This window comes from Methylobacterium sp. C1, from assembly GCF_001854385.1.
Taxonomy (GTDB): Bacteria; Pseudomonadota; Alphaproteobacteria; order Rhizobiales; family Beijerinckiaceae; genus Methylobacterium; species Methylobacterium radiotolerans.
Genome location: NZ_CP017640.1, coordinates 5675768 through 5696407, shown reverse-complemented (window position 1 = coordinate 5696407; position 20640 = coordinate 5675768). Strand labels below are relative to the sequence as shown.

Annotated in this window: 20 protein-coding genes and 1 pseudogene; 12 read left to right on the top strand and 9 right to left on the bottom strand. The window is 65.6% G+C overall.

The window, feature by feature from the left end; genetic code table 11:
* Window positions 1-127 precede the first annotated feature (127 nt).
* The 5 genes from BKE41_RS26215 (at window position 128) to BKE41_RS26200 (ending at window position 4606) form a co-directional block, all read left to right on the top strand.
* A complete protein-coding gene (locus BKE41_RS26215) occupies window positions 128-1408 on the top strand; it encodes an IS66 family transposase (RefSeq protein WP_071000312.1) in 1281 nt (426 codons plus the stop codon).
* Window positions 1409-1664: 256 nt separating this feature from the next.
* Window positions 1665-1907, top strand: coding sequence for a hypothetical protein (locus BKE41_RS31345; RefSeq protein ID WP_159392786.1), 243 nt, complete (start codon window positions 1665-1667; stop codon window positions 1905-1907).
* A gap of 300 nt (window positions 1908-2207) precedes the next feature.
* Window positions 2208-3290: a pilus assembly protein TadG-related protein gene (locus BKE41_RS26210; RefSeq protein ID WP_071000311.1), complete on the top strand. Its 1083-nt coding sequence runs from the start codon at window positions 2208-2210 to the stop codon at window positions 3288-3290.
* A gap of 16 nt (window positions 3291-3306) precedes the next feature.
* Complete coding sequence (locus BKE41_RS26205; protein WP_245295842.1) at window positions 3307-3954, top strand: TadE family protein; 648 nt, start codon at window positions 3307-3309, stop codon at window positions 3952-3954.
* Window positions 3955-3958: 4 nt separating this feature from the next.
* The gene (locus BKE41_RS26200) at window positions 3959-4606 is read left to right on the top strand and encodes a TadE/TadG family type IV pilus assembly protein (RefSeq protein ID WP_071000763.1); all 648 of its coding nucleotides are present in this window, start codon (window positions 3959-3961) and stop codon (window positions 4604-4606) included.
* A 569-nt stretch (window positions 4607-5175) separates the two neighbouring features.
* On the opposite strand, the gene BKE41_RS26195 is transcribed toward BKE41_RS26200, so the two are convergent.
* Entirely contained in the window at window positions 5176-6069 is an 894-nt protein-coding gene (locus BKE41_RS26195) for a LysR family transcriptional regulator (RefSeq protein WP_071000310.1), read from the bottom strand.
* Window positions 6070-6173: 104 nt separating this feature from the next.
* Between BKE41_RS26195 and BKE41_RS26190 the strand changes: the two genes are divergently transcribed.
* From BKE41_RS26190 to BKE41_RS26180, 3 genes are read left to right on the top strand one after another with little or no spacing between them, the layout of a single operon-like run.
* Window positions 6174-6851, top strand: coding sequence for a peroxiredoxin-like family protein (locus BKE41_RS26190; protein ID WP_071000762.1), 678 nt, complete (start codon window positions 6174-6176; stop codon window positions 6849-6851).
* Between the two features lie 38 nt (window positions 6852-6889).
* A complete protein-coding gene (locus BKE41_RS26185) occupies window positions 6890-7558 on the top strand; it encodes a glutathione S-transferase family protein (RefSeq protein WP_071000309.1) in 669 nt (222 codons plus the stop codon).
* A gap of 54 nt (window positions 7559-7612) precedes the next feature.
* Window positions 7613-8023 carry an SDR family NAD(P)-dependent oxidoreductase gene (locus BKE41_RS26180; RefSeq protein ID WP_083374430.1) on the top strand — a complete coding sequence of 137 codons (411 nt, stop codon included), beginning with the start codon at window positions 7613-7615 and terminating at the stop codon, window positions 8021-8023.
* Between the two features lie 216 nt (window positions 8024-8239).
* Here the strand turns inward: BKE41_RS26180 and BKE41_RS26175 are convergent, their stop codons facing one another.
* Both BKE41_RS26175 and BKE41_RS26170 read right to left on the bottom strand, forming a co-directional pair.
* A complete protein-coding gene (locus BKE41_RS26175) occupies window positions 8240-9679 on the bottom strand; it encodes an IS1182 family transposase (protein WP_071000308.1) in 1440 nt (479 codons plus the stop codon).
* A gap of 135 nt (window positions 9680-9814) precedes the next feature.
* Window positions 9815-10933 (bottom strand): NAD(P)/FAD-dependent oxidoreductase, encoded by a 1119-nt coding sequence (locus BKE41_RS26170; RefSeq protein WP_071000307.1) that lies wholly within the window; start codon window positions 10931-10933, stop codon window positions 9815-9817.
* A 56-nt stretch (window positions 10934-10989) separates the two neighbouring features.
* Between BKE41_RS26170 and BKE41_RS26165 the strand changes: the two genes are divergently transcribed.
* Window positions 10990-11505, top strand: coding sequence for a MarR family transcriptional regulator (locus BKE41_RS26165; RefSeq protein ID WP_071000306.1), 516 nt, complete (start codon window positions 10990-10992; stop codon window positions 11503-11505).
* A gap of 186 nt (window positions 11506-11691) precedes the next feature.
* Here the strand turns inward: BKE41_RS26165 and BKE41_RS26160 are convergent, their stop codons facing one another.
* Both BKE41_RS26160 and BKE41_RS26155 read right to left on the bottom strand, forming a co-directional pair.
* A complete protein-coding gene (locus BKE41_RS26160; protein WP_071000305.1) occupies window positions 11692-13065 on the bottom strand; it encodes an IS5/IS1182 family transposase in 1374 nt (457 codons plus the stop codon).
* Window positions 13066-13297: 232 nt separating this feature from the next.
* Complete coding sequence (locus BKE41_RS26155) at window positions 13298-13570, bottom strand: hypothetical protein (RefSeq protein ID WP_071000304.1); 273 nt, start codon at window positions 13568-13570, stop codon at window positions 13298-13300.
* A 259-nt stretch (window positions 13571-13829) separates the two neighbouring features.
* Here BKE41_RS26155 and BKE41_RS26150 point away from each other — a divergent pair, with 259 nt between their 5' ends.
* Window positions 13830-16004 carry an AAA family ATPase gene (locus BKE41_RS26150; RefSeq protein WP_071000303.1) on the top strand — a complete coding sequence of 725 codons (2175 nt, stop codon included), beginning with the start codon at window positions 13830-13832 and terminating at the stop codon, window positions 16002-16004.
* A complete protein-coding gene (locus BKE41_RS26145) occupies window positions 16001-16195 on the top strand; it encodes a hypothetical protein (RefSeq protein ID WP_244535027.1) in 195 nt (64 codons plus the stop codon). Before BKE41_RS26150 ends, BKE41_RS26145 begins: the two co-directional genes overlap by 4 nt.
* A 241-nt stretch (window positions 16196-16436) precedes the next feature.
* Here the strand turns inward: BKE41_RS26145 and BKE41_RS31340 are convergent, their stop codons facing one another.
* Complete coding sequence (locus tag BKE41_RS31340) at window positions 16437-16769, bottom strand: hypothetical protein (RefSeq protein WP_159392785.1); 333 nt, start codon at window positions 16767-16769, stop codon at window positions 16437-16439.
* Between the two features lie 141 nt (window positions 16770-16910).
* Here BKE41_RS31340 and BKE41_RS26140 point away from each other — a divergent pair, with 141 nt between their 5' ends.
* Window positions 16911-17228 (top strand): hypothetical protein, encoded by a 318-nt coding sequence (locus tag BKE41_RS26140; RefSeq protein ID WP_071000302.1) that lies wholly within the window; start codon window positions 16911-16913, stop codon window positions 17226-17228.
* Between the two features lie 287 nt (window positions 17229-17515).
* On the opposite strand, the gene BKE41_RS26135 is transcribed toward BKE41_RS26140, so the two are convergent.
* From BKE41_RS26135 to BKE41_RS26120, 3 genes and pseudogenes are all read right to left on the bottom strand, one after another.
* A protein-coding gene (locus BKE41_RS26135; RefSeq protein WP_245295841.1) for an IS3 family transposase occupies window positions 17516-18828 on the bottom strand; the annotation gives its coding sequence in 2 pieces (ribosomal slippage) (window positions 17516-18504 and window positions 18504-18828; 1314 coding nt in all).
* A 343-nt stretch (window positions 18829-19171) separates the two neighbouring features.
* Window positions 19172-20059 (bottom strand): annotated as a pseudogene (locus BKE41_RS26125) (phage major capsid protein); the annotation flags it as partial.
* A 24-nt stretch (window positions 20060-20083) separates the two neighbouring features.
* Window positions 20084-20638, bottom strand: coding sequence for an HK97 family phage prohead protease (locus tag BKE41_RS26120; RefSeq protein ID WP_012321874.1), 555 nt, complete (start codon window positions 20636-20638; stop codon window positions 20084-20086).
* Window positions 20639-20640: the final 2 nt, after the last annotated feature.

Here is a 20640-nt window from a genome sequence, read left to right as displayed (position 1 = left end):
TTTCGGTAGGTTCGACCGTAATTACTCACGGGGTGGATCGGTCGGCGGCCGAGCGACCACCGCTGGGCGGCTTGCCGGGACGAGCTTGCCTCTTGCCGGGAGCCGATTTCGCTGATTCTCTCGTGAGATGGGCCGCAGCGAACTGGAACGGCTGAGCCGCGAGGAGCTGATCGAGCTGGTGCTGCGGCTGCAGCGTCCAGAGAAGACCTCGCGCACCTCGTCCAAACCGCCCGCGACGGATCGCAAAGAGCAGCGCGCGCAGTCCAAGCCGGGCGGCGCCAAGCCCGGTCACGAGGGTCACAGCCGGGTGCTGAGCGATGATCCCGATACGATCGTCCAGCATCGTCCCGAGGCGTGTGCGTGCTGCGGCGCCAGCCTGCACGCCGCTCTTCCGGCAGAGCTCGTCAGCGTCTCTGAGCGGATCGAGCTGCCCGCGGTGGTGCCGGTCGTGACGCAGCACCAGCGGCTCGCGGTCCGGTGCCCGAGCTGCGGGGAGCGGGTCGTCGCACCGGTGCCGGAGGCGGCGCGCGGCACGCCCTTTGGTCCGCGGCTGCATGCGGTGGCGACGTACCTCAAGACCTTTCAGGCGCTCTCGTACGAACGGCTGCAGGCGGCGCTCTCCGATCTGTGCGGCCTCACCCTCAGCCAGGGCGGGCTGATGAACCTGCTCCGGCGCGCGCAGGACCGCTTCCGTCCGGGTCGCGACGCGGCCATCGCGATCTTGCGCAAGGCTGAGGTCGTCGCCTGCGACGAGACCGGCGTGCGCATCGAAGGCTCGAACGCTTACCACTGGCTGTTCCACTCGGCCGACGCGGTGGTGCACACGCCGTCTCCGACGCGCGGTGCTGTCGTGGTGCGCGAGATGATGGACGGGCACCGGCCCGCGGTGTGGATCTCCGACCGCTACACCGCCCAACAGGGCCATGCGGCCGAGCACCAGACCTGCCTGGCGCATCTGGCGCGCGACGTCGCCTACGCCGTCGAGGCCAGCGACGATCCCGTCCCCTGGCGCGTGCAACTCTGGTTGCAGAGCGTGTTCGCCCTGGCCGAGCGCGTCACCCACTTGGCTGCCGCGACGCTCTCGGCCAAGCGCCGCAGCCTGGATCGGCAACTCGGCGCCATCCTGGCCACGCCGAGCCGCTGTGACCTGACCCGCGAGCTGCAGGCCAAGATCAGCCGCGCCCGCGATCAGCTCCTGGTCTTCCTCGCCTATCCCGGAAAGGTCGAGCCGACGAACAACGGCTCCGAGCGGCTGCTGCGTCCGGCTGTCGTGCAGCGGAAGGTCACCAACGGCTATCGCGCCATGTGGGCGGCCGAGGGCGAGGCCGCCATCCGCACCGTCGTCGATACCGCGCGCCTCACAGGCAGCAGTTCCTTCGGCGCCATCCTCAAAACCGTGGGCGCCTGAACCCGGCCATCACAGGCCTGGGTAATTACGTGCTTTCCGAAGACGGTAAGTCGTTGGTCGCTCAGTAACTCCGGCTCGGGAGGCAACCGGACCTTGATTGTTAATCTGGAAGCCGACGTTCTATCCCAGTTTCATCCGAATTTTTTCTAAAATGTTGAGAAATAGGCGGGAGAATGCCGGATAGCGTCAAAGCGCGGGACAAAATTTTTCGCTTGCACGCCCATGACCACTGCATGAATGCATATTGGATGATAAAATGCGCGAACTACGTCGATGGATCATGGCTTTTCTAGCCATCGAAGCAGCATGGATGATCTATCTCATGATGGCCTTCTCTGCGACAGATATCACTGTCGGCGACGATGCAGGAACGTCAGAACTTGGACCATTCTATCAAATGCCATTTGTAATATTACTGTTTTTTAGCGTGGGATTGTGGATGATAGCCGCCGCAATTCGCATTTCTACTGTTCTGCTTCGCTCCTTTATTCGTCTTTAAATGATTTTTCTTTTGTCATGATGGATGATGTACTATAAAAATTGGTTGATTCTGCGCGCGCTTGCTGCTCGACGTACAATTACTCTTGTAGAACGCTCTGTTGGAACTAAGCTCTAGATCGCCGCCAGCGCTGCGGGGAGACTTATGGAATATTAACTGTATGATGAAGTAAGGCAGCAAACTTTAAATCCGAAGCTGTCGCACCAGTGGCTATAATTTGATGTTAATGTGGTTGAGGCACATGTGAGCGCGAGTGTTGCGCAAATTCGTAGTCCTCAGGAGAAAGTGCCGAGGGGTCCTATGCGGCGAAATAAATGGCGCCGGCTGACGGCCTCGGAAAACGGCGAGGGTGGTAATGTTTTAATCATTTTCGGTCTCGGCCTGCCTCTGCTCCTTGGTGCAGGCGGCCTTGTGATCGATTACGGGAATGCCATACGCATCCGCGCTGTCGAGTCCAGCGTTGCCGACGCCACCGCCCTCCTCGTCGCCAGCGCCGACACCGTCGCAGCCGCAAATGAAGGTCTTCGTCTCGCTAGCGCCCAGCTCACGACACGGCTTGGAAGTGCGGGCACGACCAGCGGCTATCAGGTCGATGGCAAATGGATTGATGGTGCGAATTATCGCGTCACCATTTCGGCAACTTTGAAAACTACCTTGCTGCACCTGCTGCCCGGAATGCCTCGTCAGATCATAGTCGGGACCGCAGTTACTGTTAACCGAGTCGCGCCTGTCTATCAGACTTCATCGCCCGCGATCAGCCAGCTCTCGCCAGACGCCGCGGATTACAACCAGATCTCTATGTACTGTTATTCTTCCGACCCAGTCAAACAGGCGTCGGCCACTAAAGGCCGCACAACTCCTGTTCCCATCGCCGATAACGCCACCCCACCCACCAACTTCGGAACCAAGCCGCCGGTCTGCGGTGCAAACGAGGCACCCGCCTATATGCTGCGCAACGTCCGCAACGCGCGCAACAACAAATCCGCATGGAACGACCCACGATCAGAAAGCTACCAGTATTATACTGATACGGTGATCGACACTGGAACGCGCGTGCAGACAAATAATATAAAATCTTACAGTGTTAATTCCAACGGAAATTTGTCACCGACAAATATGTCAATTCCAATTCTAGAGACAATTGTTTGCGACAACCTTGATCAATGTAAAAATAAGAACAACGGCGGTATACTGCCAAACAATAACACACCACATACGCCGGCCACGGCGACTGCGAGTTGCAGCGAAGGCAAGTACATGTACTTCGGTTGGGAGGACCGGCCGGACGCGGGTAGCGACCATGATTACGACGACATTCGCATCGTCGTCTCCTGTCCAACCATGGTGAAGGTCGCCGACAAGAAACTGCGGATTGTCGAGTAGCTCAGATGGTCAGCTCATGATCATGCAGCCTTGCCGAGCGCTCAACGTGGCCACCGCCTCCCAGACCTCAGCTCGCCTATTTCGTGTCTGCACGATTGCCGTTCGCCGCTTTGGTACGCAGGACGGAGCGACTGCCGTCGAGTTCGCGTTGATAGCCTTGCCGTTCCTGAGCCTGCTCGCGGTGATCGTGCAGACCGCTATTATGGTCTGGACGGCACGCAACCTTGATGATGCACTCCAGCGCGCCGGGCGGACGATCTACACGGGCCAATTCCAGAAGGCGAACACTGGACAGTCCGACTCCGCCACCCTGCTCGCCGCCATGAAGACTGCCATGTGCGGTACAAACGCGTCGCGCATCGCAGGCTTGTTCGACTGCGGTTCGCTGAAACTCAACGTCGCCGTGAGCAGCACCTTCGCCAGTGGGGCCGTGCCGACTCCGCTCGACCCAAACACGAAGGATTGGTCCAAAGGCTTCGGCACAAATTACAGTTGTGCCCAGCCTGGGGACATTGTGGTCTTCACCGCCGCGGTCAAATACCGGCTTGCGTTCAGCTTCCTCTATGCGGGCATGCCCGGCTTCAGCGACGGGTCGAGACTGATCCAGTCCACAGCGGTGTTCCGGACCGAACCCTACGACACCTCGTCGGGGAAAGGATGCTGAGGTGATGGGGCCCGCAACGGATATTATCCTTGGGCGGGGTCGAGTGACCCCACACTTTGGCGACGATGCGCGCGGTGTTGCGGCTATCGAATTCGCGCTGGTCCTGCCGATCATGCTGGCGCTGCTTTTCGGCACGACGGAGTTTGGGCGCGCGATCGATCATTACCGCAGAGTTACGCTTCTGGCACGCGCGGTGGCCGACCTGACGTCCCAAGGAGACGGACAGGCCACGATGGCGGCGGCGTCGATGACCGATATCGTAGCTGCGGCCAAACTGGTGCTCACGCCTTACCCCAGCAGCGGGGCCAAAATCGTCATCAGCGCACTCAGCGTTCCCGCTGACGGTGCCGGTCAGCAGCCGCGCGTGTGTTCCAGCTACGCCAGCAGCAACGCTACGAAGCGGACGGTCGGGGCAGCGAGCGACCTCAAGGTACCCGAGGGCTTCCAACTCGCCGGAATGCGCTACGTGTTGGCTGAGGTGAGCGTGCCGTACCCAGCGATTTTCGGCAGCAGCGTCATGCGGCTCGTTGGTGGGGCAAACAACCAGTTCACCTTCAAGGCAAATGTGCCCTGGCCAGTTCGGGCGGGACAGAACTATAAATCGACCTATAATGAGATCGTTTTGCCGAACGGGACGGCGTGCCCATCCTGAATGCTGGCGTCAAACTTTCTGAAGTTTCCAGCGAACCGCCGGACCCCTCGCCTTCGCGATCCGAGGCTTGTAGTGGAGAAGCCACATCCGGCCACGACCGGTCGTCTGGGCTGGTCGGGCTGCCGGCAAGCGGACCTTCCGAACGTCTGAGAGAGGTCGGTAGGAGACTGTCTGCTTTTGCGGCAGAGCTACTCCGAAGCGGACCTGCCGCTTTCGGCCAGCTTACGTCATGCTGAATCGACAATACGCGCAGAACCGGACGTTCGGCTTTGCGCCATCCCGGTCATTCAAAGCCGGAGGACAACTTCTCTGAAGCAGACATCGCGGCCTCAATCACCATCAATAGCTCTCTCGTGTGAGGCTGAAGCGGCCCATCGCCCCGAGGAGATCGAGGACCGTGAGCCCTTTCTCATCTCGTAGAGAAGCTCCAGGCTGAGAACGCCGCGCTGACCGCCCGCGCCACGGCGATCGAAGCCAACGCTGGCCGCGTCCAAGTGCGCCTGGCGAAGATCGAGAGCAGCTCGAACGCTTCCGAGCCGAGGAGTTCTAGGACCGCGTCATGCAGGAGATCAGTTCGTGGCGAGCGATGCTGCAAGGTGCTCCACGATAGCCCGGACCTTCGCCGATGGCCTCGGACCTGCCGGGAAGATCGCATGGACCTGGGCCGGATCGAGCCGGTAGGCTTCGAGCACCTGGGTCAGCTGGCCGGTTTGCAACTCCTCCCCGGCCATAACGCGGGTCGCCAGCGCGATGCCCAGCCCGGCCACCGCAGCGGATAGGATCCCCGACGCCGAGTTGATCCAGAGCTTCGCGGGCACATCGACGAAGGTGACGGTCTGGTTGTGCGTGAAGCGCCAGCTCTCGCGACCGAACAGGCCGTGCTGGACGATGCAATTGTGTCGGGCGAGCTCGGCTGGCTTGTTGGGTGCGCCATGGGCTGCAAGGTAGGCCGGTGCCGCAACCACCAGTCGCTCAACCATCGCAAGTCTGCGGGCTCCGAAGGTGGAATCGTCCAGCGGTCCGACGCCCAGGCGGATGGCGACATCGACCCCATCGGTGATGAGGTTCTGGCGCGCGTCGCTCATGATCATCTCGACCCGGAGATCCGGATGCCGGGCCAGGAACGAGGAGAGCGCGGGAATGACCGCGCGTGAGCCGTAGAGCACCGGTATCGCGAGGCGGATGACGCCCTGCAGTGAGTCCACTCCCCGGGCCGCCTGCTCGGCCTCCTCGACCTCCGCGAGGAGGGATCTCGCGCGCTCAAGGTACAGGCTGCCGGCGTCCGTCAGCGAAATGCTGCGGGTGGTGCGCAGCAGCAGCTTCGTGCCCAGCCGCGCCTCCAGTGCACCGATGATGCGCGACACGGAGGGCTGCGAGAGCGTCAGTTCGCGGGCCGCGCGCGAGAGGCTGCCGGTCTCGGCCACGCGGACGAACACGGCCATTTCCTGCCAGCGGTCACTCATTTGAAATCCGGATAGATGTTGTTCGCGCAGAGCGGATACACCGGATTAGACGGATGGCCTACTTCCCGGCTCACGGCGCCACCACGGCGCTCGGGAGAACGGCGATGAGGCTCCAGGACAAGCTCGACGCCTTGCGCGAGGCCTTCGAGAACGGACGCTTTCCGCTGGTGCCGACCCGTGACCAGCTCGACACGATGCAGCGCGCGACTCAGGCGCTGATCGACGGTCGACAGGCCGATCAGGCGCTTAAGGCTGGCGACACGGCGCCCGCGTTCACGCTCAAGGATGCGGACGGCAACAGCGTGAGCTCGCAGGCGCTGCTCCAGCGGGGACCGCTGGTCGCAACCTTCTATCGCGGGGTCTGGTGCCCCTACTGCAACTATGACCTCCAGGCGCTGGAGAGGGTTCGGCCGGAGATCGAGGCGCGCGGCGCGGCCCTCGTCGCGGTCTCCCCTCAGACGCCGGCGAACAGCCGCAAGTCGCAGCGCGACAACAAGCTCGGCTTTCCGATCCTGAGCGACCCCGGCACGACCGTCGCCGCCCGGTTCGGCCTGCGCTTCGCGCTGCCGGACGACCTGATCGAGGTCTACCGCCAGTTCGGCAACGATCTGGCCAGGATCAACGACGATCCGGCCTGGGTCCTGCCGATGCCGGCCCGCTACGTGATCGGGTCCGACGGCGTGATCGCCTACGCCGAGGTCAACCCCGACTACACGCGGCGCCCCGACCCGGCGGAGCTTCTGCCGGTGCTCGACCGTCTGCGCGCCGGCGTCCCTGCCTGACCACCCACACCATCACCCAACAGAAGGAGTGTTTCGCAATGGATATCAAGATCTACGGCGACCCCGGTTCGGGCAGCCGGCGTCGCGTGACGGCAGCGGCGGCCGCCATGGGCGTCGACATCGAGATCGTGAATATCGATCTCTTTAAGGGCGAGAGCCATACGCCCGAGTTCCTGGAGCTGAACCCGCACGGGCTGTCGCCCGTGATGGTGGACGGCGACTTCGTGCTCTACGAGTCCGCGGCGATCAACCTCTATCTCGCGGAGAAGGCGGGAAGTCACCTGGCGGGTCGAACGGCGCGGGAGCGGTTCGAGATCCTGCAGTGGATGTTCTGGTCGGGCGAGCAGTGGCGGGTCTTCGCGACGCTCACCTTCGACGAGGTGCTCGCCAAGCGCTTCATGGGTCAGCCTGCCGACGAGACCATCGTCAAGCTCGCGGCCGACAAGCTTCGGGCGGCGGCGTCCGTACTGGATGCGCATCTCGCCAAGCACGACTACATGGTCGGCGACCGGCTGACGCTCGCCGATTTCGACGTCGCCGGTCCGTTCTCGCAGAACGAGCGGACGAAGATCCCGCTGAACGAGTTCCCGAACCTAGTCGCATGGCAGCAGCGCTTGCTGGCCACGGTGCCGGCCTGGGCCGCGACGAAGCGCGAAGTCGACGCCCGCATCGACGGTGCCCTGGCGGCGGCGGGCATCACGCTCTGAAGTATGGCGCCGGCACCCACGTGGTGACCGGCGCCAACGCAGGAGGACGGACCCATGAAGATTGATCTGAGCGGCCGCACGGCCATCGTGACAGGCTCCACCGCCGGCATCGGCCAAGCAACCGCGGAGGGGCTGGCGCGGGCCCACGCCTCAGTCGTCGTCAACGGCCGCACACAGGCGAGGGTCGACGATGCGGTACGGCAGATGCACGCCGCGTTCCCGGAAAGCGCCATCTCCGGCATCGCCGCGGTCCTATCGACCGCGGAAGGTGCGAACGACTTCGTCGCGCAAGCGCCAGATGGCGACATCCTCGTGAACAACGTCGGCACGGCATTCATCCGCGACTACAAGAGTATTGAGAATAGCGCGGCCATACCCGACGAGGACTGGCGCGGCCTATTCCAGCTCAACGTCATGAGCGGTGTTCGCCTGTCGCTGTACTACTTGCCACGCATGGCCGCTTGAGACAGCATGAAAGCGGACCATTTGGCGGTCTGCTGCGGGTCCAGGCCGCGTCAAAACGCCGGGAATGGGCTTTGCGCTCGGGTGACCCCCTATTTTGCGAGAATGGGCGTTGCATCGCTTGGAGCGACCGTTTTGTGGTCGAGCGACAATCCGTCTGAGTTGAAGGCGCTGCTGGACGGCTTTTCAGCTCCTCAGTGAGCGATCCAAGACCCTTGTTCAGGCGGGGATCGCTGCCAAGAGCTTCCGGCTTTCCATGATGTTGAGAACGCGCGTCAGATTGTAGGCCAGGACCTGGAGTGCCATCTCGGTCGAGACGCGCGGCAAGGTCTTGGTCAAGAAGTGCGTCGCCCCCATCCGCGCCTTCAGCGTGCCGAAGGGGTGCTCGACCGTCTCGCGCCGGACCCGCATGGCCAGCGGATCGCCGTCCAATCGGCGCTGCACGGCCTCCAGCACGTCCTCATGTTCCCACCGGGTCACCCGGCGCTCCTTGCCCGTCGTGCAGGCCCCCTTCATCGCGCAGATCGAGCAGACATTCGTCCAGTAACGATGCAGCGTCAGGCCATTTTCCACCGAGGTGTGCCGATAGGACAGCGTCTGACCCGCCGGACACAGGTAGGTGTTGTCCTGACGACGGTAGAGGAAATCATCCTTGCCGAAGCGCCCGACGGCCTTCGCGCCCGAGGTCATCGGCCGGGGCAGCGTCACGGCGATGCCGGTGCGTTCGCAGGCCAGGATCTGTTCACTGGAATAGTAACCCCGGTCAGCCACCGCATCGAGCGTGTCCGCTTCCAGAGCATCTTTGGCCCGCGCGGCCATGCCGCTGAGCTGCGCCCGGTCCGAGCCAGCATTGGTGACCGCGTGCGCGACGATCAGGTGATGCTCGGTCTCGACTGCCACCTGGACGTTGTAACCCACCACGCCCGATCCGCGGCCGCTGGTTGCCATGGACCGCGCGTCGGGATCGGTCAGCGAGACCTGCCGGTCGGGCGCGGCCTTCATCTGCTCCTCCAACCCCGCCAGCCGCTCCATCTCCTGCCCGAGGCGGGCGACCTTCTCCTTCAGCCTCTCCACCTTGGCTGCGAGTTCCGGCGTGGGATCCTGACGATCGGCTGTGTCGAGCTGCGAGAGGTAGCGTGACACGCTCTCCTCGATCTGCTGGCGGCGCCGGTCGAGCTTGCCTTGCGTAAAGTTGCGGTCGCGATTGTTGACCGCCTTGAACTTCGAGCCGTCGATCGCGACGCACGTCCCCGTCAGAAGGCCCATCGTGCGGCACAAAGCGACAAAGCGGGCACAGACTCGCCCGATGGCGGGGCCGTTCTGCCGACGGAACTCGGCAATGGTCTTATGATCGGGCGAGAGCTGGCCGGTCAGCCACATGACCTCGACGTTGCGGCCCGCTTCGCGCTCCAGCCGTCGGCTCGACGGGACCCGGTTGAGATAGCCGTAGACGTACAGCTTCAGCAGGGCGGCCGGATGGTAGCCCGGTCGACCCGTCCGTGCCGCATCGACGCCCGCAAAGCCGAGCGCGCCGAGTTCCAGGGCCTCCACGAAGGCATCGACGACGCGGACAGGGTTGTCCTCAGCGATCCAGTCTTCCAGGCAAGGCGGAAATAGCGTCGTCTGATCGCGCTCGGCACCGACAACGAACCGTCCCATGCCGCCCTCCGGTCGTGCAGAGGAAAGCTACCACCATCGGGGTTTTGACACAGCCTGGGTCGCGAGCTGCCGCCTGCAGATGTCGGGCAAGCGGTGGCTCTTCGGCAAAGGCAATTTGGAGAAGCTTGCGAGATGTTAGGCACCCACACGTTGGTGGTAGTGTGCCAGAACCTGATCGGCCCCATTTGGGGAGAACACACTCGCTAGTCCTGCCGCGGCGCCCTCTGCCGCCGGTGCGGCACGCGCAGCCATTGTCGCCTCATAGGCTTGGATCCCAGCCCAACCATCCTCGCCGGTGATCGCGTCCGCGAGGTCCGTCGCATCCGCGAAAGCGAGATTGACCCCTTCGCCGCTGAACGGCGACATCAGGTGCGCCGCATCTCCGAGCAGCGTCAGTCCCGCTCGCGACGGCCAACGATGTCCCGCCGGCAGCGCGTACATCGGACGAATGCCGAGGATATCGCCCCGCTCCACCAGATAGATCAGGGATGACGACCATCCCGAGAAGGTTTCACCGAGCCGCTGGCGGACGGTGTCCGGGGGCGCCCTCATCCAGGCACGGGCCTCGCCCTCCTCCAAGCGCAGGCCAGCGTACCCGCGGATGTGACCAAACCCGTTGCGTTGCGCAATCAGCGCTCGATTGTCGCCGACCGCAAACATCTTGCCGCTGCCGACCAGGGCATCCACCTGCGGATGCCGCGCCGTATCAAAACCGAGTTCCACCAGGGTCACGCCCTCATAGCGCGGCTTGGTCGCGGTCAGTAGATCGCGAACGCACGACCACGCGCCGTCGGCACCGACGACCAGATCGAACCGCTCCGTGGTATTGCCGTTCGCAATAGTGAAGCCGCCTTCGGAAGATGGGACGATGGCTTGGACGTGGCTTCCCCAGCGGACGACTCCGGGCGCGAGCGCATCGAGCAGGATCTGCCGAAGCACGGTCCGGTCGATCTCAGGGCGGTCGTCGCCGCTGTCATCCCGGTCGAAGAGCAGGTGGCCCGCCGCATCGTAGAGCCGGTCGCCCTGGTCCTCAGGTCGAGCGGCCTTGTGGAACGCGGCTTCCAATCCCGCCAGCCGCATGGCCCGCTGCCCCGTCTCGGCGTGCAGGTCGAGAGAGCCACCCTGGGGGCGCTCCCCGGTGTGGGCGTCCCGCTCATAGACGACCGGGGTGAGGCCTCGGCGCTGCAGGAGCCGCGCGAGCATCAGCCCACCGGGGCCGGCTCCGACGATGGCAATACGTGATGGACGGATCATGGGCTCGTCTTCTATAATAATAGGAGCCTATATACATAACCATAGGAGCCTATGCAATGCCGCAGGACGAATGGGATCCGCTCGCACATCCTGGCCACTACCTCAGTCGGATCAGTCGGGGGCTGACCCGGATCGGTGACGCTCGCTTGCGGTCGATAGGGTTGGCTACAGCGCAGCTGCCGGTTCTCTCGATGCTTCGCGACGGCGCGCAGCTTTCACAGATCGAGCTGGCTCGCCGGGCAAAGGTGGAACAGCCGTCGATGGCGCAGCTTCTGTCGCGGATGGAGCGGGACGGTCTCGTAAAGCGGAGGTCGGACCCGAACGACCGGCGCAGTAGCCTGATCTCGCTGACCGAAGAGGCGGAGCGGCGCCTGCCCGCTGGTCGCGCCGTGCTGCGGCAGGGCAATGCCGAGATGACCCGAGGCCTCACGCGCACGGAGGTCGATCAGTTCGTGAGTCTACTGCAGCGGGTGCTGATCAACGTCGAGGCAATGGAGGAGCATGGAAACTCGGGGGGCTCGGCTGCCGGCGACGAAGCAGGATTGCCTCTGCGCAAGGCGACGCCCCTTTGAGCCGGAAAGAGGAATTTCTCATTAGGACTGCATTCAACCGTTCAGCCAATGCCGCACGCCCGGCCGCTTTCCCTCTGCTTTTGCTCCGAAGCGGATAGGCCGCTTCCGGCCGATTTCGTTGAAAAACTCGCGGCCGGCCTGGATCGAGGTTTGATCGGGGCTTGGCTGAGGGCCTCCCCCAGCCGATCAGGCTAGGCTCGGCTGCCCCAGCGGGATCAGCTTGGCCAGCTTCCGTAGGTTCTGGGCGGCGGCCGCGAGGTGGAATTCGTCCCGGGCTCCATCCGGCCCCCGCAACCGAAGCCGATCCAACTTCAGGATCCGCTTGAGGTGGGCAAACAGCATCTCGACCTTCTTGCGCTCCCGCCGCGAGGTACGGCCCGCCTCCGAGGCGCAGATGTCGCGCGCCATCTGCCGGGCGCCCTCGTGGATCGAGCGTGGGATCTTGCGGGCGGATGCGTTGGGGCAGCATCGTGGCTTCAGCGCGCAAGCTTCGCAGTCGTGCTTGCTCGCGCGGTAGCGCAGCATCCCGTCTGCGTCGACGAGCGGAGGCGGTGACCTGTAGACCTTCTGACGTTGCCGCAGGTGCTTGCCGGCCGGGCAGGTGTAGGCGTCAGCGCCAGGGTCGTAGGTGAAGGCTGATCGGCTGAAGGTGCCGTCGCGGCGCTCAGACTTGTCGAAGACGGGGATGTGCGGCTCGATGCCCTGCTCGTGGACGAGCCAGCCCAGCATCGCGGCCGATCCGTAACCACTGTCGCCGGCGAGCCGTGCCGGGTAGAGGTCGAAGCGCTCGCGCGAGCGCACGATCATGCGCTTGGCGGCTGTGACCTCGGCCTGCCGGATCGCGGTGGTCGGCTCGACGTCCACGATGACCGCGTGGTCGAGGTCGATCAGGTAGTTGGCCGCGTAGGCGAAGTAGGCCAGCCCACCGTCCGCGCCCGTCCAGCGCGCGGCCGGGTCGGCGGGGGAGACGAGCTTGGGCACGACCGGCGTCGCAGCCCCGAACGCGGCGTCGTCGAGCACAGCCAGGTACTCCCGGGCGGCGCGGCTGACGCTCTCGGGTGGCAGGCCGTTCGTACCCTCGACACCCTTCTGCCGGTTGGCATCGGCCTTGATCAGGCTGGCGTCGACCGCGAAGCCCTCGCCGCCCACGAGCCCCTCGGCGATGCAGCGGGCGAGCACGGTCTCAAACAGGCGCCGCAGCAGGTCGCTGTCGCGGAAGCGGCCATGGCGGTTCTTGGAGAAGGTCGAATGGTCCGGCACCCGGCCGTCGAGCCCGAGCCGGCAGAACCAGCGATAAGCGAGGTTGAGGTGGACCTCGTCGCACAGGCGGCGCTCGGAGCGGATGCCGAAGCAGTAGCCGATGAGCAGCATGCGGATCATCAACTCGGGGTCGACCGAGGGTCGGCCCGTCGAGCTGTAGAACGGCTGCAGGTGCGCGCGCAGGCCCGACAGGTCAACGAAGCGGTCGATGGCGCGCAGCAGATGGTCGGCGGGGACATGGGTATCGAGCGAGAACTCGTAGAACAGGGCGCCCTGCTCGACTTGCCGAGGTCCCATCATCTGCTTCAGTCTCCGCCTCTCGACAGGAGTGAATCACCTCACGACTACCGCTGCAACACCGAGTTTTTCAACAGAATCGGCCAAGTTCGGTCGTTCGCGGCCGATCAGACTGCCGGCAAGCAGACGTTCCGAAAGTCGGAGAAGGATCGCGAACGGACGGTTCCAAGTGTCTGATCTAGGCCACTGGTGTGCGGTAACCGGAGCGCCGGCGCCGAAGCAGGAATCCCGCACCTCACGTTTCACTGCTGGGATCGCCCTCGAAGAGTTCGATCAGCCTGTAGGGTGCACGCTCGCCCAGGCAGAGATCGAGGATCTCGTGCATTTCGGCCGCCTCGGCCGCGCTGCGAGCGAACATGGCCTCCTCGTAGCCGGCGAGCGCCACCTCGACGTCGTCGGGCCGGGCGGCGACCTCCCCGATGGCCCATCCGAGGTCCGTTGAGCTCCGCTCCTGGGAGATCGGAATCACCCTCGCTCTGTTGTGGGCTGCAGGCGCGGCGTTGCGCATCACGATCCTGGCCCTGCCGCCAGCGCTGCCGGCCGTCGTGGCCGCAGGACTTTCGCCGTTCGCTTGTGGACAAGCCTTGCGTCCGCTGGCGTTTGTTCATGATACGTTCCATGAACGCACATCGCCTATGGCGCAGGTGATCTCCTGACGCGTCGCCTGCAGATCGTCTCGATTCCATCGAGACAGCCGCGTCGCCTCATCACCCCCAGCATCCACGCTGCCGGCCGGCGCTCCCGCGTACGGCCGAGGGAGATCTTTTATGCTCGTCTCATCATATGCACTCGCCCCTGCGATTTCAGCACCGGCGGAAGGTGAAGCTTCCGACCAACTCGCCCGCGCCTTCCTGCAGCAGCTCGCGCAAGATGAGCGGAAACGCCTGAAGGCAGGCCATCGCTCCACGTCGTACCCGTTCGAAGACGATGCTCCGCTCGACGACAGCGATGCCGTCGAGCAGATCGTCGCCCAGGACGAGGCGAACCGCGCCGAGACGGCACATGTGCCCATCCCGGCCGATCTCGCGGCCGTGGCCGTGATGCTCGCACGGGCCGTGGCGGCCGAGACCGGCTTGGTCCGCCGTCTACGTCGCGAAGCGCCCGTGGTCGCGCTCGCGACGAATGTCTCCGACCTCGTCGAGCCGGTCCGGATCGTCGCCGAAAAGTGCCTGTTCCGCTCCCAGACCAAGGTCGTCGACCTCGCCGTGGCGCGAGGCGGCCGGGAACTGAGCCGCCGGCATGCCGCGCTTTTCGTCTGCGACGGGATCGGTCGCGATGCTCGGCCGGACAAAGGCAACGAGGTGATCGGCAGCGCCCTGCATGTGCGTATTCCGATCGTTGGCATCGCGCCCGACCCGAAGCGACAACTGCCACGAGACCTGATGCGCTCGGCCGAGCACCGGATCGCATTGCCCGGATTGGATCAGACTGGCCTCGCATTCGTGGTCGAAGCCGTCGTCGGCGGCCTTCCTTCGCGGAGACTCGATCCGGACCTTCTGCGCATGATCGACATCGCCGATCTGCCCGTCGCATTTCGGAGAACCGGTACGCCCGATGCGTGTATCGACGCGCTTGAGCGGATCCTCGCCGCCAAGGCCGACTTTCTCGGGGACGGCCCGGCACTGGAGGTGCTCGACGGCTACGGCGAGGCCAAGACCTGGGGGCTGGCTGCCGCCGCCGATCTTCGGGCCTATCGCGCGGGACGGTTGGGATGGGCGGAGATCGATCATCGCGGGCTTCTCCTGTCGGGCCCACCCGGCGTTGGAAAGACGAGCTTCGCCAGAGCCTTGGCAAAGAGCGCGCGCGTGCCGCTGGTGGCGACTTCCGTCGCCGAGTGGAACGCGTCGGACTACCTGTCCGGGACCTTGCAGGCCATCCGCAAGGTCTTCGCCCAGGCCAGGTCGCAGGCACCCTGCATCCTGTTCATCGACGAGCTCGACGGCATCTCCGATCGTGCCCAGATCCGGGGAGAATTTGTCCAGTACTGGACGCAGATCGTGAACCTGTTCCTCGAGTTGCTCTCAGGCGTGGACGAGCGGCCGGGCGTCGTGGTCGTGGCCGCGACGAACCATCCGGAGAAGATCGATCCTGCGGTGAAGCGGGCGGGTCGCCTGGATCGTGAAATTGGAATCGAGAAGCCTGACACGACGGCGCTCGCCCGGATCTTCCGTCACCATCTCGGCCGCGAAGTCCTGTCCGATGCTTCAACGCTCCCGCTGGCGCTGGCTGCCCGCGGCATGACGGGTGCGGACGTGGAGGCTTTCGTCCGGCGAGCCAAAGGCACGGCGCGCCGCAACAGCCGGGAGGTCGCACTCGAGGACCTGCTCGTCGAGATCCGTCAGGGGCGCCCCCCGCTTGCTCCTGCCGTCAGGCATCGCGTGGCCATCCACGAGGCCGGCCATGCGATCGTCAGTCGCGCATTGGGCTTCGGTGCCGTTATGGACCTCTCGCTGCACGACGACGGGGGGCAGGCGTGCCTGGAATTGGTTGCCGACGGTGCGGCGACCTTGACGAGGCTGGAGGCGGCCTTGTCGTTTCTCCTGGCGGGTAGGGTTGCGGAAGAGATCGAATTCGATTCCGGTTCGATCGGTTCCGGGATCGGATCCGGTTCCGATCTCGCCAGTGCGACACGGCTGGCCCGCGACATCGAGCTCCGCTATGGCCTCGGCCACCTCGGCAACATTCACTTGGAACACGTCTCCGGCGAGATGGTCATGATCGCAGGCCTGCTGCCGGCCGTGACGGAGCGCCTGAATCGCGCGGGCCAGCGGGCACGCACCATCCTGACGGCACACAGGCCGGCACTCGGCACGATCGCTCGCCTGCTCGAAGAGAGCGGCTACCTGTCGCGCGAAGATATCGAGCCGGCGTTGGCCTCGGTCGGTCCTGACCCGGATCCGAAGGCCGACGGATCCCTCGCGTATGCCGAGGAGGTACGATGATGTTCGCGCTGCCACCTACCGACCCGGACGCCGGCGACCTGCGGTCTCTCTCCGACGCGATCGACCTGCTGTGCGACGTGCTCGATGGCGATCGCGGGGCTCTCATAGAAGGTTTGGCCGAGATCGTGAGGAGGCGAGCGGAATTCGAAGATTGCAGGCTGGATCTGGATCATGGAGCGATCCGGAACTAGGAACCTTCAAGGTCCGCCGCAGTCGAAAAGCCGGCTCGGCCTACCGAAGCCCTGGAAAGTGGCTGGCTTTCGCGCTCCGTCGGTCGAAACGCTCCGTGTGGTTGCGTTCAGACCATAGCTCGGCTCCCGTCGCGAGGACGCATATCCTTCGCGATGGGGCCATCGGGCATTCGACGGCTCGCCTCCGAACCACCGATCAGGTCCCATGCTGCCGCTCGAGATCGGCTCCGACCTTCGAGCGCTATTTCTTTGCAAATGGCAGTCGGGGCGGAGGAGATGCGATCTTCGGAGGCGCCTGTCTTTCGATCGCATCCGCCGGACGTTTTTCCCTTCTGATCTTTTGAACGACTTCGATCGCCGTCAATGCCGAAGAGGTGATCGGTGCCGCGCCAGCGGATCCTGCAGTGCGCCGACCCTTGGTTTCGACCACGACCGTCCTGCGCCGCACGACGGATGGAAACTCGGACTCTTCGCCCACCGAGCCCTCGGCTTCGAGGCGATCGGCCTCGGGGTCGTATTTGAATCCCATATGCACGCGCCCGATTTGGAATCGCTCGTGGATCGAGAACTCCAATCCTATCGGAGAACGGCTGTACGAGATGTTACCATTCCTTCCGCAGGGCGTCCGATTGAAGCAACGAACGAATTCGCATTCTCGGAGCGTGGACGGTAGGGATCGCCTCCTGCGCCTCGTTCGGAAAGACGACGATCCGTCATGACAGGAGCCGAATTTAAAGGCGCGTTGCGTCGGCTCGGGCGCACCCAGATCGGCTTTGCGCAGGAGATTGGAGTTTCCCGACGAACCGTTCACCTCTGGGTCGAGCGAGGTCCACCGGCCTACGCCATCCATCTCCTCGACCTCATCGAGCGTTGCGGGATGCTGCCCGTGCAGGGTCGTCCGGTGAAGCAATCGTGCTCGGACTTGGCATCCGTGCTCGGCGACATGTACGCGCGAGCGAGTTCCGAGGGCGCAGGTCCGGACTTCGTCCGCGCTGTCGAACGATGGCTCGAGATCCATCGGGACATCCGCTAGAGCCGGTCCCGATCGTGTTGCAACGGTCGGGAAGGACGGCGAGCCCGGTCTCGCAAGCCGCGCCAGGCCCCCTCTCCCGTGCGGGAGAGGGTTGGGGTGAGGGACGAGACGGATCAGGATAAGGCGCGCCCTCAGGCTGCCGACAGGGCGTGTCCCGTCCGGAAGGGCCTGCTCCCTCACCCCGTCCCTCTCCCGCACGGGAGAGGGGACCCGCGCCTCCTGCGGCACGGGCTCGCCGATCGCCTCCGTCCCAACCCGATCGGGAACGGCCCTAAAGCGTCATCGATTCAATCCGGTGTACCGCCTGCGGATTGTGAGACACCGATCTGCAGCCTACGCGGCGATGGCCGCGGGTGGTAGCTCGCGGCGCGGATTTCGGCCGGTGGCCGGAACCCGTGTCGCTCGATCAGCCACGTTTCATTGGAGAGATCCCAGAACGCCAGCAGCGCGTGGCGCAGATCCTCGACCGTATCGAAGTGCTCGACCCACAACAGGTTCTCCCTGAGGGTGCGGATGAAGCGCTCGGCGCAGCCATTCCCATCCGGGGCGCGCACGAAGGCGGGCGAGCTCGCGATGCCCAGGAACGCGAGCTCCGCCTGGAAGGCGTCCGCCATGTACTGGCTTCCGTGATCGTGCCGGACGCTCAGGCTCGAGGCGATCTCGGCCGCGAAGCCGCCGAAGCGCTGCCGCACTCCTTGGCGGATCAGCTCCAGCGCTTCGAAGCGCGTGGCCCGGCGCCCCGCATGGATGCCCACGCACTCGGCCGAGCCGTGATCGATGGCCACGAACACCGCGACCTGCCCCTCCGCGGTCCAGGTGGTGGTCAGGTCGGTGCCCCACATCGTGTCGACCCGCTCCGGAATGATGGTGCCGTCGTGGTTGCGCGGACCGCGCGGCGTGCCGACCCGCGTGGGGGCGAGCAGGTCGTGGGCGCGCATCAGGCGCAGCACCCGGCGCTTGGAGGTGCGCACACCCTTCATGCGCAGCCGTGCCCAGACCTTGCGATGGCCTTCGTCGTGGAAGGGGCTATCGGTGAGGAGGGCGCGGATCTGCAGGAGCAGCGCCGCATCCGGCATCGCCCCGACCGGGCCGGGCCGCCGCGCGGGATCGGGCGCGGCCTCCAATCCGAGCCCCGAGCGGGGCGGTGAGAGATGCCGGTGGACGGTGGCGCGCGACACGCGCCAGATCCGGCACACCCGAGCCAGCCCGTAGACTTTGCCGCTCGCCGGCGAGACGGTCCGGCTCATGGCCGCGACCGCCTGCGGGCCAAAGGGCCGGCGCCACGCGCCTCCAGGGCGGCGACCTTGGCCTCCAACAGCTCGCGCTCCAGCAGCATCTCGCCGAGTTTGGCCTTGAGACGCCCGCTCTCCAGAGCGTCCGCATCGAGGGGCCGGGTGGACAGGCTGGCCTCGCCCGCCGTCAGAAAGGCATCGCGCCAGCCCGACAAGGTCGCCGCCGTCACGCCCAGGCCGCGCGAGACGCTCTCCAGGTCCTCACCACGCAGAAGCCGCAACACCGCGTCCCGCTTGCGCTGCCGGGACATGCGCCCACCGCGGCCAGGTCCGACCGCACCGGCAACCGCTCCTGTATTCGTCGTCATCGTTCTCACCCCTGAAGCGGAGACCGTCCGCTAACGGGGTGTCTCAAGCAACCGTGGAGCGGTGGACACGGAAACATTGCAATAAGCCGGACCGCGCGTTCCGCTGCGTTGTCCGAGAAGCAGATGCGGTCCTCCTCGAGGAATCGGGCGAACTCCCTTAGGCGCTCAAGCAGCCAGACGATTGCCCTGTAAGCTGCAGCCCTGTCGACAGCTTGATGCGGTTCACACACAGCCAGCCGAGATGATTGGGCCGTAGCGCCTCACCATACCGCTCACCCAAACTTTCGTTTCCGAAATACCCAATCAGTCCGGCAAAATACCCAAACTCACGTTACATCCACAACGGGAACGCCCCGGCCGCCCCGGTGGCGACCGTGCCGATCTTGCCCGGCACCCAGGCGGCGTTGGCGACCGTGTCGTAGCTCAGGAAGCCCCGCGGGCGGCTCGCGCCGTTGCCGGACACGAAGGCGACGCCCTCCTGCTCGGCGAAGGCGGTCTCCACCTCGGCCGAGAGCCACGCGTCGAGATCCACCACGGCATCGTCGAGGAGCGTCTGGGTGGCGGCCGGCATCGCGTAGAGCTCCATGGCGGGGAACGCGATCTCCGACAGGGCCGGCGCGGCGGTCTCGGGCCGCGGCGCGGTCTCGGCGGCCCAGCCGGTGACCGGCGCGCCGACCGAGACGGCGCGCTTGTACTGGGCGCCCGAGATCGCCTGAACGCTGGCGATCGACCGGATCGGCGAGACCTGGCCGAGGCGCGTCAGCACGGTCCGCTCGATCGTGTCGGGGACGAGGTAGCCGCCGTCCGGCCCGGAGCCGGCCGACAGCGCCTTGGCCTCGAGGCGCTTGAGCCCGGCGCTCTCGCCCGCCCGGACGTAGAGGTCGAAGGCGGCCTTGTGCTCGTGCGCGGTCCCCGGCCCCCGCGCATCCGGCTGCTCGAGGGGCGGCCGGGCCCGCTCCAGGGCGATGCGGTCGAGGCGGGTGCGGGCGGCGTCGAGGGCCGCGTCGATCCGGGCGAGCTTCTCCTCGGTGAGCACGTCGACGCCGAGGCGGCCCTCGATCCGGTCGATCCGCGCGTCGTTCGTCTCCTTGAAGGCCGCGAAGGCGGCGGCGAGCTCGTCGAGGGCGGAGCGGACCGGGCCGCCCTCGGGGTGGGCGGCCTTGTTCTCCAGCGGCGGCAGGCCGCGCGGCGGCGCGAGGGCGGGTTCGGCGATCGGGGTCTGGGCGTCCATGGCGGGCCTCGTCGGGGGTGGAAGTCAGGATCGCGCGGCCGGCAGCGGCCGAGTGGCAGGTCTCGCGGCAGGTCTCGCGGCGGGTCTCGCGGCGGGTCTCGCGGCGCGCGGCGGCGCGATCAGGCCGGCGAGGTCGCGGATCGCGTCGGCCTCCGGGCCCGGGCCCGGAACCGGGGTTGGGCGCGCCCTGGCCCCCGGCTGCAGCGGGAAGGTCACGAGCGAGATCTCCCAGAGGTCGACCTGCTGGAGCCGGCGCTCGCCGCCGGCGCCCTTCCGGGCGCGCAGCGTGCGGAAACCGATCGAGAGCCCGTCGAGGCCGCCGGCGCGCATCAGGGCGTCGACCTCCCGGGCGCGCCGCACGGCGAGGTTGAGCTGGCCCTCCGCGAACAGGCCGCGGCCGTCCTCGCGCAGGGCGAGCCAGCGGCCGATCGGCTCGGCCGGGTCGTGCTGGAACAGGAGCCGCACATCCGCGGCCCCGCGGCGGGCGAGGCTCGCCGCGAAGGCGCCCGGCACCACCACGTCGCGGCCGAGATCGGGCACGCCGAACAGGCTGGCATAGCCGGAGAAGTGGCCGTCCATAG